At 39.2% G+C, this 19474-nt stretch carries 21 protein-coding genes; 13 read left to right on the top strand and 8 right to left on the bottom strand.

The features are described 5' to 3' along the window. The first annotated feature begins 59 nt into the window (after nucleotides 1-59). From HHO41_RS00375 to HHO41_RS00360, 4 genes are all read left to right on the top strand, one after another. A complete protein-coding gene (locus HHO41_RS00375; protein ID WP_169094842.1) occupies nucleotides 60-929 on the top strand; it encodes a nuclease-related domain-containing protein in 870 nt (289 codons plus the stop codon). Between the two features lie 645 nt (nucleotides 930-1574). Next, nucleotides 1575-2618, top strand: coding sequence for a putative glycoside hydrolase (locus HHO41_RS00370; RefSeq protein ID WP_169095227.1), 1044 nt, complete (start codon nucleotides 1575-1577; stop codon nucleotides 2616-2618). 327 nt (nucleotides 2619-2945) lie between these two features. Next, on the top strand, nucleotides 2946-3539 hold the full coding sequence (locus HHO41_RS00365; RefSeq protein ID WP_169094841.1) for a DUF2238 domain-containing protein: 594 nt from the start codon (nucleotides 2946-2948) through the stop codon (nucleotides 3537-3539). A 15-nt stretch (nucleotides 3540-3554) separates the two neighbouring features. Then, entirely contained in the window at nucleotides 3555-4511 is a 957-nt protein-coding gene (locus tag HHO41_RS00360) for an aminoimidazole riboside kinase (RefSeq protein ID WP_169094840.1), read from the top strand. A 75-nt stretch (nucleotides 4512-4586) separates the two neighbouring features. Here the strand turns inward: HHO41_RS00360 and hprK are convergent, their stop codons facing one another. Continuing rightward, complete coding sequence (hprK, locus tag HHO41_RS00355) at nucleotides 4587-5501, bottom strand: HPr(Ser) kinase/phosphatase (RefSeq protein WP_169094839.1); 915 nt, start codon at nucleotides 5499-5501, stop codon at nucleotides 4587-4589. Between the two features lie 300 nt (nucleotides 5502-5801). Here hprK and HHO41_RS00350 point away from each other — a divergent pair, with 300 nt between their 5' ends. The 3 genes from HHO41_RS00350 to HHO41_RS00340 all read left to right on the top strand — a co-directional run bounded on the left by HHO41_RS00350 (nucleotide 5802) and on the right by HHO41_RS00340 (nucleotide 7580). Beyond that, nucleotides 5802-6125 carry a BC1872 family protein gene (locus tag HHO41_RS00350; RefSeq protein WP_169094838.1) on the top strand — a complete coding sequence of 108 codons (324 nt, stop codon included), beginning with the start codon at nucleotides 5802-5804 and terminating at the stop codon, nucleotides 6123-6125. A 312-nt stretch (nucleotides 6126-6437) separates the two neighbouring features. Beyond that, nucleotides 6438-7205: a YwaF family protein gene (locus tag HHO41_RS00345; protein WP_348981209.1), complete on the top strand. Its 768-nt coding sequence runs from the start codon at nucleotides 6438-6440 to the stop codon at nucleotides 7203-7205. Nucleotides 7206-7322: 117 nt separating this feature from the next. After that, a complete protein-coding gene (locus HHO41_RS00340; protein ID WP_169094836.1) occupies nucleotides 7323-7580 on the top strand; it encodes a DUF7662 domain-containing protein in 258 nt (85 codons plus the stop codon). A 325-nt stretch (nucleotides 7581-7905) separates the two neighbouring features. Here the strand turns inward: HHO41_RS00340 and HHO41_RS00335 are convergent, their stop codons facing one another. Next, nucleotides 7906-8358: a hypothetical protein gene (locus HHO41_RS00335; protein ID WP_169094835.1), complete on the bottom strand. Its 453-nt coding sequence runs from the start codon at nucleotides 8356-8358 to the stop codon at nucleotides 7906-7908. 307 nt (nucleotides 8359-8665) lie between these two features. Here HHO41_RS00335 and HHO41_RS00330 point away from each other — a divergent pair, with 307 nt between their 5' ends. Next, nucleotides 8666-8806 carry a hypothetical protein gene (locus HHO41_RS00330; protein WP_169094834.1) on the top strand — a complete coding sequence of 47 codons (141 nt, stop codon included), beginning with the start codon at nucleotides 8666-8668 and terminating at the stop codon, nucleotides 8804-8806. A gap of 127 nt (nucleotides 8807-8933) precedes the next feature. Here HHO41_RS00330 and HHO41_RS00325 read toward each other — a convergent pair whose 3' ends face one another. Beyond that, complete coding sequence (locus HHO41_RS00325; RefSeq protein ID WP_169094833.1) at nucleotides 8934-9083, bottom strand: hypothetical protein; 150 nt, start codon at nucleotides 9081-9083, stop codon at nucleotides 8934-8936. Between the two features lie 11 nt (nucleotides 9084-9094). Beyond that, complete coding sequence (locus HHO41_RS00320; protein ID WP_169094832.1) at nucleotides 9095-9469, bottom strand: hypothetical protein; 375 nt, start codon at nucleotides 9467-9469, stop codon at nucleotides 9095-9097. Between the two features lie 789 nt (nucleotides 9470-10258). Between HHO41_RS00320 and HHO41_RS00315 the strand changes: the two genes are divergently transcribed. Next, nucleotides 10259-11155 carry an HD-GYP domain-containing protein gene (locus HHO41_RS00315; protein WP_248278310.1) on the top strand — a complete coding sequence of 299 codons (897 nt, stop codon included), beginning with the start codon at nucleotides 10259-10261 and terminating at the stop codon, nucleotides 11153-11155. Between the two features lie 426 nt (nucleotides 11156-11581). Here the strand turns inward: HHO41_RS00315 and HHO41_RS00310 are convergent, their stop codons facing one another. Continuing rightward, nucleotides 11582-11833: a hypothetical protein gene (locus tag HHO41_RS00310; RefSeq protein ID WP_169094831.1), complete on the bottom strand. Its 252-nt coding sequence runs from the start codon at nucleotides 11831-11833 to the stop codon at nucleotides 11582-11584. Nucleotides 11834-12036: 203 nt separating this feature from the next. Between HHO41_RS00310 and HHO41_RS00305 the strand changes: the two genes are divergently transcribed. Both HHO41_RS00305 and HHO41_RS00300 read left to right on the top strand, forming a co-directional pair. After that, a complete protein-coding gene (locus tag HHO41_RS00305; RefSeq protein ID WP_169094830.1) occupies nucleotides 12037-12384 on the top strand; it encodes a PilZ domain-containing protein in 348 nt (115 codons plus the stop codon). Between the two features lie 269 nt (nucleotides 12385-12653). Then, nucleotides 12654-13415, top strand: coding sequence for a hypothetical protein (locus tag HHO41_RS00300; protein WP_169094829.1), 762 nt, complete (start codon nucleotides 12654-12656; stop codon nucleotides 13413-13415). Between the two features lie 49 nt (nucleotides 13416-13464). Here the strand turns inward: HHO41_RS00300 and ilvB are convergent, their stop codons facing one another. Continuing rightward, complete coding sequence (ilvB, locus tag HHO41_RS00295) at nucleotides 13465-15207, bottom strand: biosynthetic-type acetolactate synthase large subunit (RefSeq protein ID WP_348981199.1); 1743 nt, start codon at nucleotides 15205-15207, stop codon at nucleotides 13465-13467. Nucleotides 15208-15494: 287 nt separating this feature from the next. Here ilvB and HHO41_RS00290 point away from each other — a divergent pair, with 287 nt between their 5' ends. Together HHO41_RS00290 and HHO41_RS00285 are read left to right on the top strand one after the other, a co-directional pair. Continuing rightward, the gene (locus tag HHO41_RS00290) at nucleotides 15495-16640 is read left to right on the top strand and encodes a GGDEF domain-containing protein (protein WP_248278309.1); all 1146 of its coding nucleotides are present in this window, start codon (nucleotides 15495-15497) and stop codon (nucleotides 16638-16640) included. A gap of 191 nt (nucleotides 16641-16831) precedes the next feature. Next, nucleotides 16832-17854: an LCP family protein gene (locus tag HHO41_RS00285; protein WP_169094827.1), complete on the top strand. Its 1023-nt coding sequence runs from the start codon at nucleotides 16832-16834 to the stop codon at nucleotides 17852-17854. A 136-nt stretch (nucleotides 17855-17990) separates the two neighbouring features. Here HHO41_RS00285 and HHO41_RS00280 read toward each other — a convergent pair whose 3' ends face one another. Together HHO41_RS00280 and HHO41_RS00275 are read right to left on the bottom strand one after the other, a co-directional pair. Beyond that, complete coding sequence (locus tag HHO41_RS00280; RefSeq protein ID WP_169094826.1) at nucleotides 17991-18635, bottom strand: class D sortase; 645 nt, start codon at nucleotides 18633-18635, stop codon at nucleotides 17991-17993. Nucleotides 18636-18656: 21 nt separating this feature from the next. After that, nucleotides 18657-19355, bottom strand: coding sequence for a cell wall anchor protein (locus HHO41_RS00275; RefSeq protein WP_169094825.1), 699 nt, complete (start codon nucleotides 19353-19355; stop codon nucleotides 18657-18659). Nucleotides 19356-19474: the final 119 nt, after the last annotated feature.

Genomic DNA, 19474 nt, shown 5'->3' with positions numbered 1-19474 from the left:
TGTGAAAGGAAGTGAGTTTGCCGGTGGATCTCCGCCTTGAATCAAAAGAATTGACACTTTTGAAATTATTACATTTACGAATGGACATCCCAGACGATGCCAAGCAGCGCTTGTGTGTTCTGCAAAAAGGCTATGAAGGCGAAGTGAAGTTTGATGAATTTTGCTTAGAGGCTGGATTAGCTGAAAAATTTCTAATCCTGCGAGATCTGTTTCTCGACCACGGTGGCAACAAGTTTCAAATTGACACTTTGATTATTACCCAAAAATGTCTGATTATTTGTGAGGTAAAGTATTATCAAGCTAATTACTACTTTGAAGATGGAGAGTTTCGCAATTCAACCTCCAAGCAAAAAATCAAGAATCCCCTCCACCAATTGAGCAGATGCATAACCCTACTCACCCAATTACTCCAAAAATATGGTTTACTATTGAAAATTGACGGATATGTCATCTTTAACCACCCAGAATTCTTTTTATACAATGCATCTCAAAACCAACCCATTGTTTATCTACCACAATTGAAAAAGTTTTTGGACAAATTAAGTGCACTGCCTGCGGACTTGAATGATGCCCACCGCCGCATCGCGCAAGTTCTTCTAGAGCGGCACATCGCTCCCCCAATCAATTTGTCATTTTCATATTCTTATGAAGGGCTGCGGAAGGGTCCATTTTGTTGGCGTTGCTCCTCCACTTTGGTGTCATCAAGCGGCAGGAAAATGGTTTGTAATGGTTGTGGGTATGAGGAAGAGTTTGAGACAGCAGTGTTGCGGGGTGTTGGGGAGCTTCGGTTGCTTTTTCCAGAAATGAAGATTGCTACGAATTTGGTGTTTGAGTGGTGTGGGGTTGAGGGGCATAGGAGTAGAATACAAAGAGTTCTAATGAAAAACTTTAGAAAAATAGGTTATGGAAAGCATGTGTACTACGAATAACCATTAATTAGGAATTATTTCAGAGTTCTTCGGGTAGCCTTTTAAAATTAATAATTGTGAGAGCTTTATGAGACATTTTAATGGATTTTCTTTGGGTTTTGTTTCATAGAAGGGCTCTATGATACATTTAATTGGTTTTTCTCTTGGGTTTTGTTTCATTGAAGAGCTCTATGATACATTATATTGGTTTTTCTCTTAGGTTTTGTTTCATAGAAGGGCTCTATGACACATTTTATTGGTTTTTCTCTTGGGTTTTGTTTCATAGAAGGGCTCTATGACACATTTTAATGTTTTTTTGCTTGGGTTTTGTTTCATAGAAGGGCTCTATGATACATTTTATTGGTTTTTCTCTTGGGTTTTGTTTCATAGAAGGGCTCTATGACACATTTTGATGTTTTTTTGCTTGTGTTTTGTTTCATAGAAGGGGTTTAAGAAACAAATTGGACTTTTAATCTTGAGTTTTGGATTATACACACTTCGAAGGAATGCAACCACCCGCTTTTCCCAAAAATATTCAAACTTCCCCTCTTCCATGAATGAACTGATCAATTTTTGCACATTCTAAATTGGAAATAAATACTACTGGAGAGTGTGAATGTGCGAAGAATAAAATGGATCATCTTTACTATTCTTATTTTTACAACAATGGTACCAATGAATATACAAGCTCAATTTGAGGCGGCGACAGTGGAGCCTGTTAGGGGCATTTATGTTCAAGCAGCTAACACCAAGGGTCCAAAATTTACGCAATTGCTCGATCTCGTTAAAAACACAGAATTGAATACAATGGTGATTGATATTAAGGATGATTATGGTCATATTACCTTCACTCCATCGCAAGTGTCCGTATATCATCCGAATAGTCACCCGTATATTACCGATCCTGAAAAGCTCATGAAAACGCTCAAAGAGCACAATATTTACCCGATTGCGCGGATTGTTGTGTTTAAGGATACGGTGTTGGCTAAGAAAGAACCGAGCTACTCCTTTAAAAAGGGCGAGGAGCTTTGGAAGAATAGTCGTGGCGACTCGTTCACAAACCCTTTCCTAAAAGAAGTTTGGGATTACAATGTCGGGATTGCAATTGAAGCAGCGAAAATGGGCTTTAAGGAGATTCAGTTTGACTATGTGCGCTTTCCGGAAAAATTCGAGCAATTTGAGAGTGAGTTGACCTACTATAAACCACATTCGAATAGTGGACAGGGGCAATATCGAATCGATGCCGTAACGGATTTTGTTAGTTTTGCGAAAAAGAAATTGGAGCCGTATGACGTTAAAATGTCCGTTGATACGTTTGGAAATACGACCGTGATTGAAAAGGCGCCAGGGATTGGTCAAGATTTTTCCAAAATTGCCAAAAATATTGATGTTATTTCATCAATGATCTATCCAAGTCACTGGTCCGGCATTTTTGGGCTAGAAAAGCCGGATTTAGAGCCATACAAGCTCGTTTCCGAGTATGCGCGGGTTGAAAAAGAGAAATTAAGCAAGTTGAAGCACCCGCCACAATCGCGACCGTGGTTACAGGACTTCACAGCACCGTGGCTGGGTAAAGGAAACTATCGAATTTATGGAAAGACGGAAGTCGAGGATCAAATCCGCGCCCTCTATGATCAGGGAATCCACGAATATTTGCTTTGGAATAGCAAAAACGTCTACACCCAGGGCGTTGATTACACGCCATATTAATTAACACAATTAAAGCCAGGCACCATCCTATAATAAGGGCGGCAGCTGGCTTTTCTTTTGGTACAGTGAACGGAGGGCACAAAGACTCTCTGCAGGAGGATCGCTAGAAGGGCATTATTCAATATATGCCACTTCAGCTCGTATTTCGACTAATTTCCCGGGAAACCACATTTAATCAAACGTTTGATTAAAACACTGCAAACTCAGAACAATTCAAGCTTTTTTCAAAATTGGAAACCTATTCCTGTCGATATGAATCGTATAATAAAAATATAAACTAAGCGGTAAAATACGGTTATTCGATCAAATTATTGGTGGTGCATGCAAATGAATCATAATCGAAAACTCGTTATTGGACTTTGTTTATTATTTGTATTGTTCATGGGTGGGGTTGCCGTTTTTTACTTTATGCAGGGTGAATCCTTTAAGGCAGTTGTTGCAGCTAGCGGCATTGGCTGTGGTTTGATTCCGCTACTGTTAGCTTTATTTACGAAGCTGAAGTTCAATTTGCCTCTCATTGTTTCCTACTTGATTTTCTTATTTGGCTCGCAGTACATGGGTTCGATTTTAGGGTGGTACGGAAATGGTTGGTGGGACACGTTCATGCATTTAATAAGTGGTGCGATTCTTGGTTTTGCTGGTGTTGCTCTGTACGAGCGCCTTGTCCATCGCGAAGCTGCCGAACATATTTCCCCGTGGTTTGTGTTTATTTTCATTGTGTCCTTTGCCGTATTGGGAGGCGTAGTTTGGGAAATATACGAGTTCAGCTCTGACGAATTGTTCAATCAAACACTGCAGGGTGGCGGAAATCGCGACACGATGACAGATTTAATTGCTGACAGTGGTGGTGGTCTTCTCGTTGCGATGTGGTCAGGCATCCGGACAAAGGTGAAGTTGAAAAAGCCAGTGTCTGCCTATTAAAAGGAGTTAAGAAAAATGAAAAACGGAGTAATAAGTCTTGGTGAAGCCTTAATTGACTTCATTCCAATGGATGCTAGTAATTCACTCTATCAAAAATGCCCAGGCGGAGCACCGGCAAATGTTGCAGTCGGACTGGCGCGGCTTAACGTTGAATCGCTGTTTCTCGGCAAGGTTGGAAACGACGTTCTCGGCCGCTTCCTGATTGAAACGCTTGGAAATTATGGTGTTGACACTACGGCCGTTTCTACAACTGACGAGGTGCGGACTGGCGCTGTTTTCGTTACGCTTGCGGCAAATGGCGAGCGCAGCTTTGACTTCTACATCAATCCAAGCGCAGATCAATTTTTGCAAGAAGAAGAAATTAAAGAATCTTATTTTAAAAATAAAAAAATACTCCACATCGGATCAATTTCATTGATAAATGAACCGGTGCGGAGCGCTACCCATAAGGCTGTCGCGCTTGCAAAACAGTACGGCATGCTGATTTCCTACGACCCGAATTTGAGACTTGGGTTGTGGTCGGATGCCAAAATAGCGAAGTCAATGATTTTGAGCATGCTCCCTGAAGTTGATGTTTTGAAGGTTTCTGAGGAAGAACTCGAATTCCTGACAGGGGCAGCAGACATTAAGGCTGGCGTTAATGTCCTTCAAAGTACTTGGAAAATTCCATTTATCATTGTGACGTGTGGTGCCAATGGAAGTATTTTGGTTACTGAACGGGAATATGTAGCTGTGCCAGCTTTGAAGGTTAACGCCATTGATACAACCGGTGCTGGTGATGCGTATGTGTCCGGTATTCTATATCGGCTCAATCAGCTGTCTGATTGTGGGGCTGTAGACTTTTCTTATGAACAGCTGCTGGAAGTGGGCAAATTCGCCAGTGTTGCAGGTGGTTTGGCGGCAGCAACCAAGGGAGCGATGACTGGACTACCAACACTTGAACAGATTATCGAGTGTTTGAAGGAAGAATAGCTTGTTGTGTGTTCAGATATGATAAAGGCAGCCCGCTCCCCTGAGCCGGCTGCCGTTTTTATAAACTACAAATTGTTATTCTTCTGTTTCAAGGCGTTTCATGAATTCATCAGCAGCACTGTAGCCCTGTTGTTTTAGATAGAAGCTATTGGCGGCTGCCTCAATCAGCCCAACGACGTCTCGTCCAGCTTGGAGCTGGATTTCAATCCGCGGGACTTGTACACCCATGTATTCCGAGAATTTTGCTTCTAATTCAAGATCATTATTAAGACTATTTTCCTCCCAAGTAGTAAGCTCGATATCAAGGGCAATTCGTGTTTCTTCTTGATAGGCCTTGCGCCCATACATCCTAGCGACGTTTAATAAGCCGATGCTGCGTAACGCCAAGAACTCACGATTTGTGCCATTATGAGTGCCAAGCAACGTTTGCGGGCTTAATTTTTTCAATACAACAATGTCATCTGCGACAAGGCGATGACCGCGGCCAATTAGCGTGTGAGCGGTTTCACTTTTGCCAATACCGGATTTGCCACGCAATAATATCCCCATCCCAAACACATTCAAGCAAACTCCATGAATCGCAATTTCCGGTGCAAGCGCTTTAATTAAAAAGGCATCAAGTTTGGAGGCAAATTCATAAGTTGAATCGTTTGTGTACAGTAATGGGATTCCCTCTGCCTCACAAAATTCAGTCATATAAATAAGGCGATCTTCCTGATTGTCTGTCACGATAAAGCATGGAGGGTGATATTTAACAATATTGCTAATGCGCATGCGGCGCTCGTCCTTCGAGAGTGTGTATAAATAAGTTATTTCATTTTTCCCCAATATTTGCACTTGTTCCATTGGAAAAAAATCAAAGAAACCAATAAACTCTAAGCCAGGTCGATGCGATTGAGTTTTGGTGACCGTCCGCTGTAAATGATTTTTCCCCGCCAACACCTTCAATGAAAACCGTTGCACTAAATCCTCTATTGTAATAGTTTTCAATGTGTTCACTCCCCATGGTTACTACTTTTACTATTTTATCACGTAGAAGATGTAATTTTCTTAAAATATTGACAAAAAATTTCGCCTTTTTCCACCCAAAATAAAACTTTTTTATTTTTTTAAAAAAATTTTCAAAAAATTGTGGTGGATTTCGCAAACGTGTTATATAATAAAAAACAATTAATAAACTGTTATAGAACATTATCATTTTTGGTGAATAACGTATTAAGTCTTTGGTGAAGCGTTTTGTACGAACATAGGGATGGAAAAAAGCAAATTCAAACAAAGGGGAATAGAAATATGAATAAAACAGATTCAATCGCTAGAAGAATTCTTGGTTGGAAGTTAAACAGATGGGATCGCTGGTATGACTACGAAAATAACAAATTCATTCATGAATCTGAATTTCAACCGGAAGAAAACCATGACCACGCTATGCTAATTGTAAAAAAGCTTGAAGAGTACGGATTTCAATATAAAACGAACGGAATTTCAGAAGCATGGTTTAACGAAATTCGCGCAACTGGTGACTCTTTGCCACAAGCTATTACGAACGCAGCTTACAACATTATTGAACAAAGCTCGATGACGCAAAGCACAAAACTTTGGCAAAGATTATGCTAGTATCCTAACCTAACAGTATCATTTTCTAAAAAAACAACTAATGACTTAAAGAACCAAAAAATCAAACATATATTTTAAGTATTACCATTATAACTGTTATTAAATTAATTCAACTTTTTAGGAATTACCCAATACCTAAATGTCTTAATTTGCATTTTTATATTTAAGTATAAAAACAATACCCAAACCCAATCCCCATCTTTACCCAGAGATGGGGATTATTTTATCATAAAAATTCGAACACCCCTCCCTTCACGCTCCTGGCACTTTTCTGTTCTAGGACAGGCAAGTAATGCTAAAATAATGTTAGGGGTGATCATTTTGGGATGGTTTGGCGGTAGTTCTCTGCATTTCCAATTTGAAATGTATTCTACAAGTCATGTTTTTGTCATGGTCAGCTTTATTTTAGTATCGTTTCTCACCTTTATTTTCCGAGACAGGCTGAAAGAACTTTTCCCAACGGCCGGCGAGCTCGCTATTGCCTTTAGCTTGGTCCTAATTGAAGTGACCTACCACGTCTGGATGATGGTGAATGGAAATTGGGATGTGAGCCATTCCGTTCAGCTTGAACTTTGCAGCATTAGCCTTGTGCTAACCGTCATTTTATTAGTACGTAAATCGAAGGTCATTTACGAATTGGTCTTTTTCACTGCTGTTCTAGGCTGTACCCAATCTATCTTTTTTCCCTCTCTCCACTATGATTTCCCACATTTCCGGTTTTTCCACTTTTTCTATACGCACTTGATGATTGTCTGGGTCGCATTTTATTTTACTTGGGTGAAGGGCTATCGTCCCACATTCAAGTCGACCGTTAAACTATTTGTCTTTTTAAACGTACTGTTGCCGTTCATTATCCTTGTTAATCGCCTGACTGGTGGAAATTACTGGTACTTAAGTCACAAACCCACACACTTTAGCCTCTTGGATTTTCTTGGTCCCTACCCTTGGTACATACTGTCAATGGAAGCATTAGTGATCGTTTTGAGCTTAATAGCTTGGTTGATTTTTCGGAAAAAGAAGCCTCAACCAAGGCATGAATCAGTTGAGGAGAACTCAAGTGGTTTGTTTTTAGGAAAATAAGGTAATTGGGAGAATCCGGCGCAGGCTCCTTATGTTACATCGAGCCCCAGCGTATATTTTCTGAAAAATCAGGCTAGAAAAGTAGTAATATTCAAATCGAGGGAGAAATGGGCATTTATGAACAACATTAATACAGAAAACCAATACTTTTCGTTGCAAAACTTTTTAGGTAATTGGACAGAATACAGTATATTGCTTTCTTTTCGGCAAATTGAAATCATCATAGGAGAGGCTTTGCCAGAAGCTGCTTACAAATACCAGGTTTGGTGGGTTAATAGCGAGATTAGTGGGTCGCATGCCTCCTGGTGGTTGGATGTCGGATATGAAGTAACCGAGGTAGAATTGGGCGAATTTGTAAACTTTAGGAAAATATAACGTTGGACGTACAAAAATTTCTCGTTTTTTGAAAGCAAAAAAATAAGCCGACCCTTTTGGCCAGCTTTGTAATAGAGAGGTTTTTAGGTTTTACATACAGCATCGGGTGTTACTTGGCTTAGCGCAATCGTTTGTGCTAAGTTGTGAAAATCGAGGGTCCTATTATTATCGATTTTCCAATGTCCAGGGTTTTCCGACCCTGATATATTAAGCATATTGTTAATTAAGTTATGGAAGAACCTTGTTTGTTCTTCTTGAGTTAATAATACAAAGATCGTGTGGAGATCTTATGAGGAACTTATGTGGAAGTTGTGAAGATTTTATTTTAGGAAACATTTCTGGCGTTTGTCGCCTCAATCCTTGATTTGCTGCGTTCAGTTTTAGCCAACGGCTGTTCTGAAGTATTGAATAATGGAAATAGGTTTAAAAAATTTTGAATGCTACATTTTATTTTTGTGGTTATGGCATTCTGCCGCAACACATCTTGTATATCCTCAGACAGCAGTATGGTGACGTGCTTCGTGTTTCCGATACGGCTGATCCGTTCACACCAATACCCCATTTTTTTTAGGAGCGTATGGTCTTCACGCGATAGCTCATGGTGAATAACCCAAACTTCCGGTTCAATCTCTATGAAAATGATTTTCACATAGATTTTATTTTGATATAGAAATTCCGCTGCTAAAATACTGGCAAATTTATTTTCTATCCTTGTTTCTTCTATTAAATAACCAATCTCTTTTGTAAAAATCGAGACTAACAATTCGTAATATCTCACTTAGCGCGTTCTCCCTAATCAATTTTTATGAATATAAATATGTGTAATAATTTTACAATTTTCAGAATTAATTGTAAACAATTACACCTCACAAATTTATGAGAATTATTAGATTTATTTTACTAAAATAATTTTTAATTTAAATTATTCATAATTTTTAGTAAATGTTATTGCGATATTAGTTTTTTAGCTGTAAACTAATTTTGGATTAAATGTGGATAAAAATTGATATTGGTGAAGGATCGGACATGACAAAGTGGATTTTTTTGAAGTATGCAGGGGTCAGGGTCCAAAGGGGGAAGCTTACTTGAAGCTCGGCGCAATCATTTGCTTTTTTCAAAAAAAGCATAAAATCGATTATTACACTGGCAAATGTGTAAGATGTGGTAAAACAAGAAGAGTAATTAAAGACGCTGCAAATGTTAGTAAAAGTGGAACAGCTAACTAACAAGCTTAATATGTATTTTACATACGAACAAAAGCTGACCTATTGGCCAGCTTTTTTTAATGTTTAGAAGCATTGTGCGCGACGTGTGCCAGCACTGTAAAAATGAAACTTATAAATTCTGACATAATTAAAAAACTGAGTTCTCGAGTTCTTGTTCTTCTGTTGTGATTCGATATTGCTTCACTTTTGCTTTGAGCTCATCAGATGATTGCTTTTTTCCCAAAAATTTAACGATTATATCCTCAACAAAATAACAAATACTCCGGTAGATTCCCATCACAACCACCTCTAACTGATCATTTTTCTAGCCACATAAAAGCGACGGCACAGCCATGCAAAAAACAACAGACCTGCACCCACATTAGCGATTTTTACATGGTTTTTCTGATTTTTTTCGTATTCCTTATAACCTTTTTCGTAATATGATTTAAAAACTTGTTCTGATTCTGAGTAATCTGGTGGAAGTTTGTATGTTTTACCACTTTTACCTAATTCATAAGCAACCTCAACAAGTTCATTTATAGCTTTGTTTGATTTTTCCGTTTCATCGGTTTGAAGATTTCCATTGGCTGAAGGTGTGTTGGGGCTCGCGCTGATTGATATATTAAATGGAAATAATATCATAATGGACAATATCACTAATCTACTAAATCTTTTTTTCATAATCTCAGCTCCTTTGTTCTCATTACAAAGGCTGAATCCGCCCTTTAGCTGCGCATTTGGAGTTTGGTTTGGTTTCGTCCCAAAATTTCTCGTGGATTGTTCGAATAATCACAAACATTTTTTCAATTTTACTAAGTTCGGTATTGATTATACAACATAATCCTATCGTTCTCAATAAAGAACATCCGATTTTTGATGCTTATTTCTGGAACTTCTTTGTTATGTGATGATTTTTTGAGAAGTAAATTTGCAATGTTTATTTTCCAAAAAAAATAAGCCAACCCATGGTCAGCTTAGAAAAGAGAGATAATTTTATTAGAAAGGTTAATTCAAAAGGCTTCTTAGTGATAAACGTTTAGCACTAAGTTGGAAAATCGAGGGTCCAATAATATCGATTTTCCTGGCAAGGGTTTTCCGACCCTGCTATCGAAAATTGTTATTAATTAAGTTTTGAAGTGCTAGTGTTGTTGTTATTGAATCTCAACACCTCACATCTTCCTTGACTTAATAATACTAAGTGCGTGTGAAGAACTTATGAGGAACTTATGTGGAAGTTGTGAAGAATTCGCTATTCGTCAATTCAACTCACACCAACAAAATTCGATTAATTCCGACAAAATTCGGGCGGTGACAGGTACTTTTTTGTAAAAAGTGAGACTTTTGCCACTGCATGTTTGGTTTCAATACATTACCCTGTTGTTAACATTCGAAATATAAACAATCGAGGTGTTTATCCTGACGAGCAAATACAAACCTACCACCCAGACACTAAGGCTTCTACGTTACCTTTTGTTTATATTATTAATTGCCGTACCACTCATAACATATTGGAATCCTGATTTTTATTCACTCTATGTATTAACGTTTCTGGCATTAGGGATAAGTCTTTGGAACTACCCAAGCTGGTACGTTTTCCTTGCTAGTTGTATCGGCCTAGTCATTCAAATATTTATTTTAGGAAAATATCAAAGTACTACTGCTCTATTAGTCAGCTTATTAATGTATTTATCGGTTACCTTCTTTTCATATATGATTACGAAACAATTTTTTCACATCAAGAAATTAAAACAAGAATTAGTCACGGCCTTGTCTAATTCGCTGGGATCAAGGGACACATATACTGGCCATCATTCAGAAAATGTTGCCAAATATGCGTTAATGATAGCAAAAAGGATCAAATTGTCAAAAGAACAGTGCGATGCTATTTATATCGGTGGTTTACTGCATGATATTGGAAAAATTGGTGTCTCAGAGTCCATCTTGAAAAAACCAACAAGATTAACTAGGGAAGAGTTTGAACAAATCAAACGACATCCCGATCTCGGCTTCAACATGCTTAAGCATATCTCATCGGTTGAAGAACTTGGGGTGTTAGATATGGTTCGCTATCATCATGAACGCTATGATGGAACGGGCTACCCAGCAGGGCTCAAGGGGGAGGAAATTCCCATGGTAGCCAGAATTATTTGTGTTGCAGATTCGTTTGATGCGATGACCAGCACACGAACCTATCGAAACGCATTAGACTTGAGTTACGCCAAGTCGGAAATTTTCAATAACCGTGGTATCCAATTCGACCCCTTCATAGCAGACATATTTTTAGAAATCCTTGAAAATGAGGGGCGCACTGTTTTGCGACGGGTTCCTAGTGCTAAATTCTTGCGTTCATTTGAGAAATTGGGTTAGCCGTTGCTGAAGCTGCGGTAAAAGCGCTTTTCTATTTAGGAAAGCGCTTTTACCATTCGACAAAATTCGGGTGGTGACAGGCACCTTGAAGGTACCATGAAAGGTACCATGATAAAAAAAAACTAACCATCGCGGTTAGCTTTAACAAAGAGAGTTTTAAGTTTAGGTAGGTGATGCGAATTAAACAAGTTACTGAATCGTTTTGAAAATCGAGGGTCCTATTATTATCGATTTTCTTGACTAGGGCTTTCCGACCCTAATATTTTAAAACTGATGGTTAATTTGATAATGAAGAGAGTATGTATTGCTCTTCTTGATATAAATATTACTATGTCGGTGTGTAAAACTTATGAAGAACTTATGTGGAAGTGATGAAGATTTCATTTCAATCATTCGACAAAAATCGGGTGGTGCCTGGCACCACCCTTATAAAAAGAAGAATAATGAAAATAAACCGATGATGAGGAATACGACAATGATATATCCAAGCCCAAATATTATGGTAATGACCCAACCCCAAACGGTCCTTCCTGTTTTGATTAAGTAAATACCTAAGGCGATTGCGCTAAAGAAAAAGCCAAGTACACCCCATAAGATTGGGCTTTTGCCATACTTTGGTGCATCAATGACTAAAAAAATAACGATGGCAATATTAATCGCAAATGTGATAAATTCCAAGATAATCCCTCCCTTTTCAATTTTTAGAATTATCTCACGCTTCTTCAAGTATAACAAAGAAACTTTTCACAGTATTATTACTTTTAGCACAAGACGTGAATATTATGTGATGTGCAATAGATTTACTTTCAGTGCCCTCTAGTACTGATTTTCTTATGGTGAAGTGTTATAATATTTCAAAATAGCATTAGGCGGGTGGCAATGTGCTTAGTCGGCGGGAATTTGATCGTTTAAAAATTACAAATGGGATTCAGGCGCAGATTAACCTGGAGACTCATTCTTATCATTCCGATTTCCTCGTCCACAATGAGACTGCCATTCTAGTCGTGGATATTAGTGCTGGTGGCTTGAAGTTTATGAGTAAGCTTGATTTCCCAGTTAATTATATTGCAATTTATAAAACCAGTATTAATATCGACGGTAAAGCACTCATTTTGTACGGAAAGATCATCAGAAAACGGAAATTAATGAATGAAGCCTATGAATATGGTTTCAAGTTCGACTTCAATTATGTAAGCAATCGAGCACTATACGGGAGCAAAATTAAATAATCCCCCCTGGAAACGCCGAACACCTAAAAAATCAATAGGTGTTCGGCGTTTTTTTATCCTTTCTTTCCGTGGAACACCACCCGTGAAACAAGATTTATCGGGCGGTGCCTGGCACCTTAATAGCACTTTCGGCTTTCTTTTAATATCAAGAATATATCCCCGGTTCCACGATATACATAATATATATTTCCTATATTGCTCGTTTCACTGAAAAATCTCAGCAAAACCTTGAGGCACCTGCTACTATTAGTCAAAATGGGGTGTTAGCTTTGAATATTGGGATAAAAACGCTCTCGCTATTTGTGGGCTATTCATTTTGCCTATTCTTATCAACCTATAGTGAATTTTTCCTAAAGTTATATATACCCGTCATGATTGCAGTCGTGGTATTTCCCTTCCTACTCAAATTTCCAGACCATATTCTGTTGCATTTTATCATCTCGATTGCCACGGCCATTCCCATTAGTACCTTATTAATTAAGCTAGTCCCGGAGAATATTCTCATTGATATCAATCTTGGCGCTTTCCATTTAACAAGATTAGAAACTGCGCTAATCCTCGTGGGCATGCTCCTAGTGAAGCTCCCTTATTTCGGTTTCAATTGGCTTAGTGGCGTCGCAAAAAATGCTCTATTCGCCGCTTCATTTTTAATTTTGCTAACACAGCTCAGTCTAGATTTAATCCCTGACGGCTTCGACTTTATCTTATACATTGCCACTCCGTTGCTGTTGCCCGTCATCTACCACACAGTAGCGGGCAAAATCAAAGCTTTCCGAACCCTTGCCATCGCCATTCTTAGCTACACCTCACTCGTTGGCTTAGACTATTATTTCATCGTCAATATAAAGGGAAGTAGCGAATTCCTCGAGGCCAGCTACCCTGGCTTTCAAATAATCGACTACCTTATTCCAGTCACATTTCTCGTCACCCTGTTGATCGGTTACAACCCCTTGAAATCCATTCGATCGACAAAAAACGAGCAAAACCAACAAAATTCGGGTGGTGACAGGCACCTAGAGGCACCTAGATGAACACCTAGATCGACCCCTAGATGTAAACTAATAGGTGCCCAGATGGCAGCTATCCTAATATTAGGTCGTTGTTGCTTTGGTTTGGTGGGACGATTGGATAGACGTTTTCTTCTTCCATGACGTTGAATTCCATCACCACCGGACCGTCCATTTCAAACGCCTTCGTGATGATCTCGCGTGCCTCGGCCTCGTTACTGGCGTAAAATCCGACCGCTCCATATGCTTCAGCTAGTGTAACGAAGTCAGGTGAAGTAATTTTCACCGAGGAATAACGGCGGTCATAGAACATTTCCTGCCATTGCCGCACCATACCCAAATAACCATTGTTCATAATGGCAATTTTAATCGGCAGCCGATAAGCCACAGCCGTAATCAGTTCCTGCAAATTCATTTGAAAACTTCCGTCGCCAGAAACACAAATCACATTTGCGTGCGGATTCCCTACCATTGCTCCAATCGCAGCTGGTAGCCCAAACCCCATCGTGCCTAAACCTCCAGAAGTCACAAGTGTTCTTGGCTTTGTAAATTGATAGTGATTGGCAGTCCAAATCTGATGCTGTCCAACATCAGTCACCACAACCGTATCCTCTCCCGAGCATTCATTAAGAAGTTTAATAATCGTTTGCGGATTTAAGACACTTGACGATTTGTCATACCTCGGCACGGTTCGCTTCATTTCCGATGTCTCTCGAGACCAATCCCCAATCCGATCACGGACTACCCCAAAATCCAGGTTTTCTTTGATAAAATCAAGAAATTCTGTCGCATCACTCACAATTGGCAAATTAACAGGAATTATTTTATTAATCTCAGCCGGATCAACATCTACATGGATTTTCAACGACTTGGGTGAAAACCCGCTAATCTTCCCAGTTACACGATCGCTGAACCGCACTCCCACTGCCACCAACAGGTCACAACGGTGAACAGCCTTGTTTGAAGCAAACGTACCATGCATACCAAGCATTCCCAGATGACACGGATCTGAACTCTTCATCACACCCAGTCCCATTAACGAGCTCACGACCGGAATCCCCGACTGCGCCACGATTTCCCGAAGCACATCAGCCCCTCCAGAAATATTCACACCTCCCCCAATAAAAAACACAGGTCTCTTTGCAGACTCAATCATCTCAAGTGCCTTCGCAAATGTTTTATCATTGAGCGACTTTACTATTTTTTCTGGTGCTGGCGTTGGATTTGGCGTTGGCTTGTGTACTTCCGCGAACAGGAAACCACTTGAGCTTACCGATTCCGTTAATGTTTCCTCCGTCACCTCCACTACGACTGGACCTGGGCGCCCCTCTGATGCAATCTGAAATGCTTGTTGAATCACCTGCTTCAACTGATCATGAACTGAAACCTTGTATATATGTTTTGTAATCGGCACATTCACTCCGGAAAAATTAAGATCGGTATCATAACCATCTCTTGTTTTATTTTTATAAAAATCATATTGACCAGTAATCACAACGAGCGGGACCGAATCACTATAAGCAGTTGCGATACCAGTCACCCCACTTGCTACACCCGCTGCCGAACTTAATAAGACTACTCCAGGTTTCCCCGTCGAACGGGCATAACCATCAGCCGCATGAACAGCGGCCTGCTCATGTTTCAATTGTATATATTCGATATCGGAATAGTTGGTTATTTTTTGATAAAATGGCGCCATTCCATCGCTTTGACAGCCGAACACATGTCTAACACCCGAAGCTTGTAACGACTCTACCAGTAAATCCACACCTGTCTTTTCCATTACTTTGTCGCTGATGTTGATCAATCGATTCACCCTATCTCTAGTTTTTTAATAGTTTAAATTATCAGATAAGGTTTGTAAGTGAGTTAAGTCATTAAAATGACTATATCTTTAGAAAAATAGAAAAAATTTACGAGAACTGTGACATCCTTCACCCGTGAAACATCACCCGTGAAACAAGAAAATTCGGGCGGTGACAGGCACCAAATGGATTACTGGATGGAGTAGGAGATGGAGCACCAGGTGGAACACAAAATAGGACCAGATCGACGGCACCAAATTGTCAAATTTTTGGTCTTCGTTGTGGGTGTTGATATATTATGATAGTAATGAGATACTATTTGATTTGGGTGATTATTTTGATTATTAAAGAGCTCCTTGCAAATTTAGGCATTTTGACATCGCTGCTTTTTATTTACACTCAAATAACGAGTGTATCTCCACTAAGTAAGAACTCTAAACTGAAAGTGAAGCTGTCCTTAGGGTTTTTAGGTGGTTTATTAAGCAATGTTCTTATGCTTTATAGCATGCATTTAGGCGATACAATTATCGACCTACGGCACATTCCCATACTCCTTCTCTCATTTTATGGTGGTGCAATCCCAGCATTTGTCTCCATGGTATTAGTGATCATCGGCCGTTTTTTCATCGGATTTAATATTTCTTCCTATATCGCTGTCCTCTTAATTGTTTCGATCATCTTGGGTGTCACGATCATTTCTAATACAAAGGCTTCTAAAAACACAAAAATTTTCTTAATGCTAACTTTTTCTAATTTTGTTTATTCGCTTGTGTTTATTTTTTTAATTAAAGACCTTTTTACGTTAATAATCTTAATTCCTAGTTATTGGACCATATCGTTCATCGCCGGCTATATAGCTTTTTACATTATAGAATACATACGGAACAGCCAAGAATTGTTTCATCGCTATAAAGCCGAATCGACCATTGATGGATTGACAGGTCTAAATAATTTTAGAAGATTTGATGAGATTTTTAACAGCCTAATACATTCGCTTGAGTCCAAAAATGAACAACTAACCCTACTCTATATCGATATTGATTTTTTCAAAAAGATTAATGATACCTATGGTCATAAAGAAGGCGACGTTGTGTTAAGAGACTTAGGCGCAATTTTGAAAAAAACCGCTCGCTCATTCGACATTGTCAGTCGAAACGGCGGCGAAGAATTTTCTGCTATTCTATTAGATTGCCCTCTAAATCGTGCTGTGGAAATCAGCGAAAATATTCGCCGAACAGTTGAAAACCACCCCTTTACGTTAAACTCAGGGGAAACAATTCATATCACGATTTCGATTGGCGTAGCTTGCTTTGACGAAACAACAGACAATCTCGCGGCGCTAATAGAAGATGCTGATAAAGCGTTGTATCAGGCGAAACGAACTGGCCGAAACAAGGTTTGTGTTTATAATTCAATCATCACAGAGGAATTTACTAGTGCGTAGCCATCTATTGGCTGCGCTTTTTTATTTTATACAGCCCCTGCTGCCTATAATGATGATGACGGGCTACCATAGCAAACAAATCATCCTAACGTTTGCTTAATGTTTAATCCTACATTAAATCTGAAATTTTTGGAAAAACTAACATCCACCAGTCTCTATGGAGTTACTTCTGCCAGTATACGGAGGATGATATGAATAATAATAAGCGAAAGTGGATGATGGTTGGGGTTAGTTTGTTAGGTTTAGTGCTGTTGGTTATCGCTGGAATTGTGTATGAGTTCAATCAGCTCAAGCCGGAGAATCACTTTACAACGGTCCCAGTCATTGAGGCCGAAAGTGGCGTTAAAACGCTAAATGTTTCAAAAAAGAATATTCCTGATGAGAAAAGACTTGATGAAGTCGCCAAGGAGGTCAGGCAGAGCACCCCAGTTTTCAATCTCTTGCTCATTGGTTCTGATCAAAGGAAGGGCGAAAAGGTTGGGCATTCTGATTCAATGATTCTCGTCCATGCCAATTTGGACCAAAACAAGTTCAATGCTGTTAGCATTCCTCGAGACACACGTGTAAAACTAGACGGTTACGGTTACACAAAACTTACTAGTGTTCAATACATTATGCAGACAAAGCATGGAGCTGAGCAAGGAATTGAAGCAGCTGTTGCCGCTGTGAGTACTCTTATGGGTATACCGATCAATTATTATGTGGAGACGAATTACACTGGATTTCAGGCGATGGTTGACTCCGTTGGGGAAATTGAAATGAACCTTCCATTTGATGTGAAGCTTACACATCCTTGGAATTCTGAAAATAAGGACAAGGTAATTCCCGCTGGTATGCAAAAGTTGGATGGGAATATGGTAACAGAGGTTGTGACGCAACGCTATTCGCTTAAAAATGGTGAATATGGGCGGCAGCAGCTGCAGGTTGAGGCTTTAAAAGGGATTGCCAAAAAAGCGCTCAGTCCCGGGCAAGTTACCAAGCTACCAGCCTTAATCAAAACCACGTCTGAATACATGATAGCAACCAATATGACAACAGCTGATATGATTAGCTTAGGGCTCGCTGTGAAGGATATTGATTTAGACAAGCAATTATTCTATCAACAAATTACAGGTACAGTCGAAACCATGTACGATGATGTCCTAAAAGCCAAAAACTCACAAATCGTCGTCACCCCACAAAAAATCAAAGAAGTCACAAGCACCTTCCAATAAAGATTTTTCGGGGGGTGCCTGGCACCACCGAGAGATCATTCGACAAATTTCGGGCGGTGACAGGCACCAGTAAAGGCACCGAAAATGGCACCGAGATTTCATCCCACAAAAAAAACGTCCTATTGCTAGGGCGTTTTTAGTTCGTAGCTGCTGTTTTTGTTTCTGTTTTTGAAAGAAATTTAGTATAAACAATATATCGATTTGGAGCGTCCCCAATAAAATCGAAAGGATAACAAGTTGTCAGGGTTAATGTTTCGTATTCTTTTGGAACAATAATAGTTTTATCATCCGCTCCGACTATTTTAAAATCTGTGGCTTCATAAATGAAATCACCATATTGGGTTGTGAAGACGATTTGGTCCCCAACCTTAAGATGCTCCAGCTTTCTGAAGACCGTATCACGATGACCACTTAATAAGACTTGTCCACCTTGACCTGGTAGCATACTGCCAGCATAATGACCGATTCCCATCTTCAGTTCATTATCGTGAGTACCTTGAACAACAGGATAGGCCAATTCCAATGAAGGAATTTTTAGCTCCCCAAGATTATCGCCTGGCGAAGGTAAAGTTGACCAAGTTTCATGTTCAAACTCACGTGCTGTTGAATCAGGTTCATAAGGCGCCACAACATTTTTCGTTAACAAAACAGTTTGTTTCGTTAAATCCCAATAGAATGTGACCATAATCAAAATCCCAACCGCAATAAGTGATACCGGGATTAACAGGACCAGCCATCTCTTTTTAAATTTCCTAATTTTCCTTCGTTTTCTTTTTCTCATAATGTCAAGTTGGGCCTTAGCCTAGTTTGCTTTTCTAGCAATCTTTAAAGCTGGTTTAAGGGATACGATACCCATAGCAACTAATAGTCCACCTAGAGCAATATTTAATGGAAGATCAGAAGCCGTATTTGGTAATTCTCCTTCTGGCATTGGAGTGAATTTACCAGTTTTGTCTAACTCAACTTTTGCATCTACTGCGGTTTTAATAGCGGAAACCTTGCTAGCAATAACATCAGCGTTTAAATCGCTCTTATCTGGATCGATAGTAGCTAAAAGCTTACCGTTTAGGTCCATGATTTGCAATTTAATTCCTTTACTAAAATTATAATCAGTTAGGGAAATAGCTTTTCCATCCCCATCGACAAATGCAGTTTTGATGTGAGCTTTGGCTGCACTATCAAGGAATAAATTAATAATTTCTGTTCTGCTTCCGGCTGCTAAATTGGCTGGATTACTAACACCCTTAAGAATCGCAGCCACTTTTTCAGCATTGGCAACAATGCTATTGTACTCGCTGTCTGTTAATTTCACAGTCTGCATGTACGCATAAAGATAATCAACATGGTCTACTTCCAAAACCTTTAAAGCATCCACTAATTTTTGTGCATTTGGATCAACTGTAGTTGATTCTGCCCCTGCTAGACCAGGTGAAAAAGCAGTAAGACCTACACCGCAAACCGTAACAATTGCCAACTTTTTGATCAGTTTATTTAGCTCCATGATTTCGCTCCTTATGAATAGTTTCTCTATTCTACAATAACATTTGTCAGATAATTTTTCAATATAACATTAGGAAAATATTTGTAAAATAGTAAACATATATTCCTACATGTTCAAGG

This window comes from Bacillus sp. DNRA2, assembly GCF_012843265.1.
GTDB lineage: Bacteria > Bacillota > Bacilli > Bacillales > Cytobacillaceae > Bacillus_BU.
This window is presented reverse-complemented; position numbering and strand designations above follow the sequence as displayed.

What these genes read in the sequence shown, in the direction of transcription:
- HHO41_RS00370 (WP_169095227.1), top strand. Translation starts at nt 1,575, where the DNA reads ATGGTACCAATGAATATACAAGCTCAATTTGAGGCGGCGACAGTGGAG.
- HHO41_RS00365 (WP_169094841.1), top strand. Translation starts at nt 2,946, where the DNA reads ATGAATCATAATCGAAAACTCGTTATTGGACTTTGTTTATTATTTGTA.
- HHO41_RS00360 (WP_169094840.1), top strand. Translation starts at nt 3,555, where the DNA reads ATGAAAAACGGAGTAATAAGTCTTGGTGAAGCCTTAATTGACTTCATT.
- HHO41_RS00350 (WP_169094838.1), top strand. Translation starts at nt 5,802, where the DNA reads ATGAATAAAACAGATTCAATCGCTAGAAGAATTCTTGGTTGGAAGTTA.
- HHO41_RS00340 (WP_169094836.1), top strand. Translation starts at nt 7,323, where the DNA reads ATGAACAACATTAATACAGAAAACCAATACTTTTCGTTGCAAAACTTT.
- HHO41_RS00325 (WP_169094833.1), bottom strand. Translation starts at nt 9,083, where the DNA reads ATGGGAATCTACCGGAGTATTTGTTATTTTGTTGAGGATATAATCGTT.
- HHO41_RS00320 (WP_169094832.1), bottom strand. Translation starts at nt 9,469, where the DNA reads ATGAAAAAAAGATTTAGTAGATTAGTGATATTGTCCATTATGATATTA.
- HHO41_RS00290 (WP_248278309.1), top strand. Translation starts at nt 15,495, where the DNA reads ATGATAGTAATGAGATACTATTTGATTTGGGTGATTATTTTGATTATT.
- HHO41_RS00285 (WP_169094827.1), top strand. Translation starts at nt 16,832, where the DNA reads ATGAATAATAATAAGCGAAAGTGGATGATGGTTGGGGTTAGTTTGTTA.
- HHO41_RS00280 (WP_169094826.1), bottom strand. Translation starts at nt 18,635, where the DNA reads ATGAGAAAAAGAAAACGAAGGAAAATTAGGAAATTTAAAAAGAGATGG.
- HHO41_RS00275 (WP_169094825.1), bottom strand. Translation starts at nt 19,355, where the DNA reads ATGGAGCTAAATAAACTGATCAAAAAGTTGGCAATTGTTACGGTTTGC.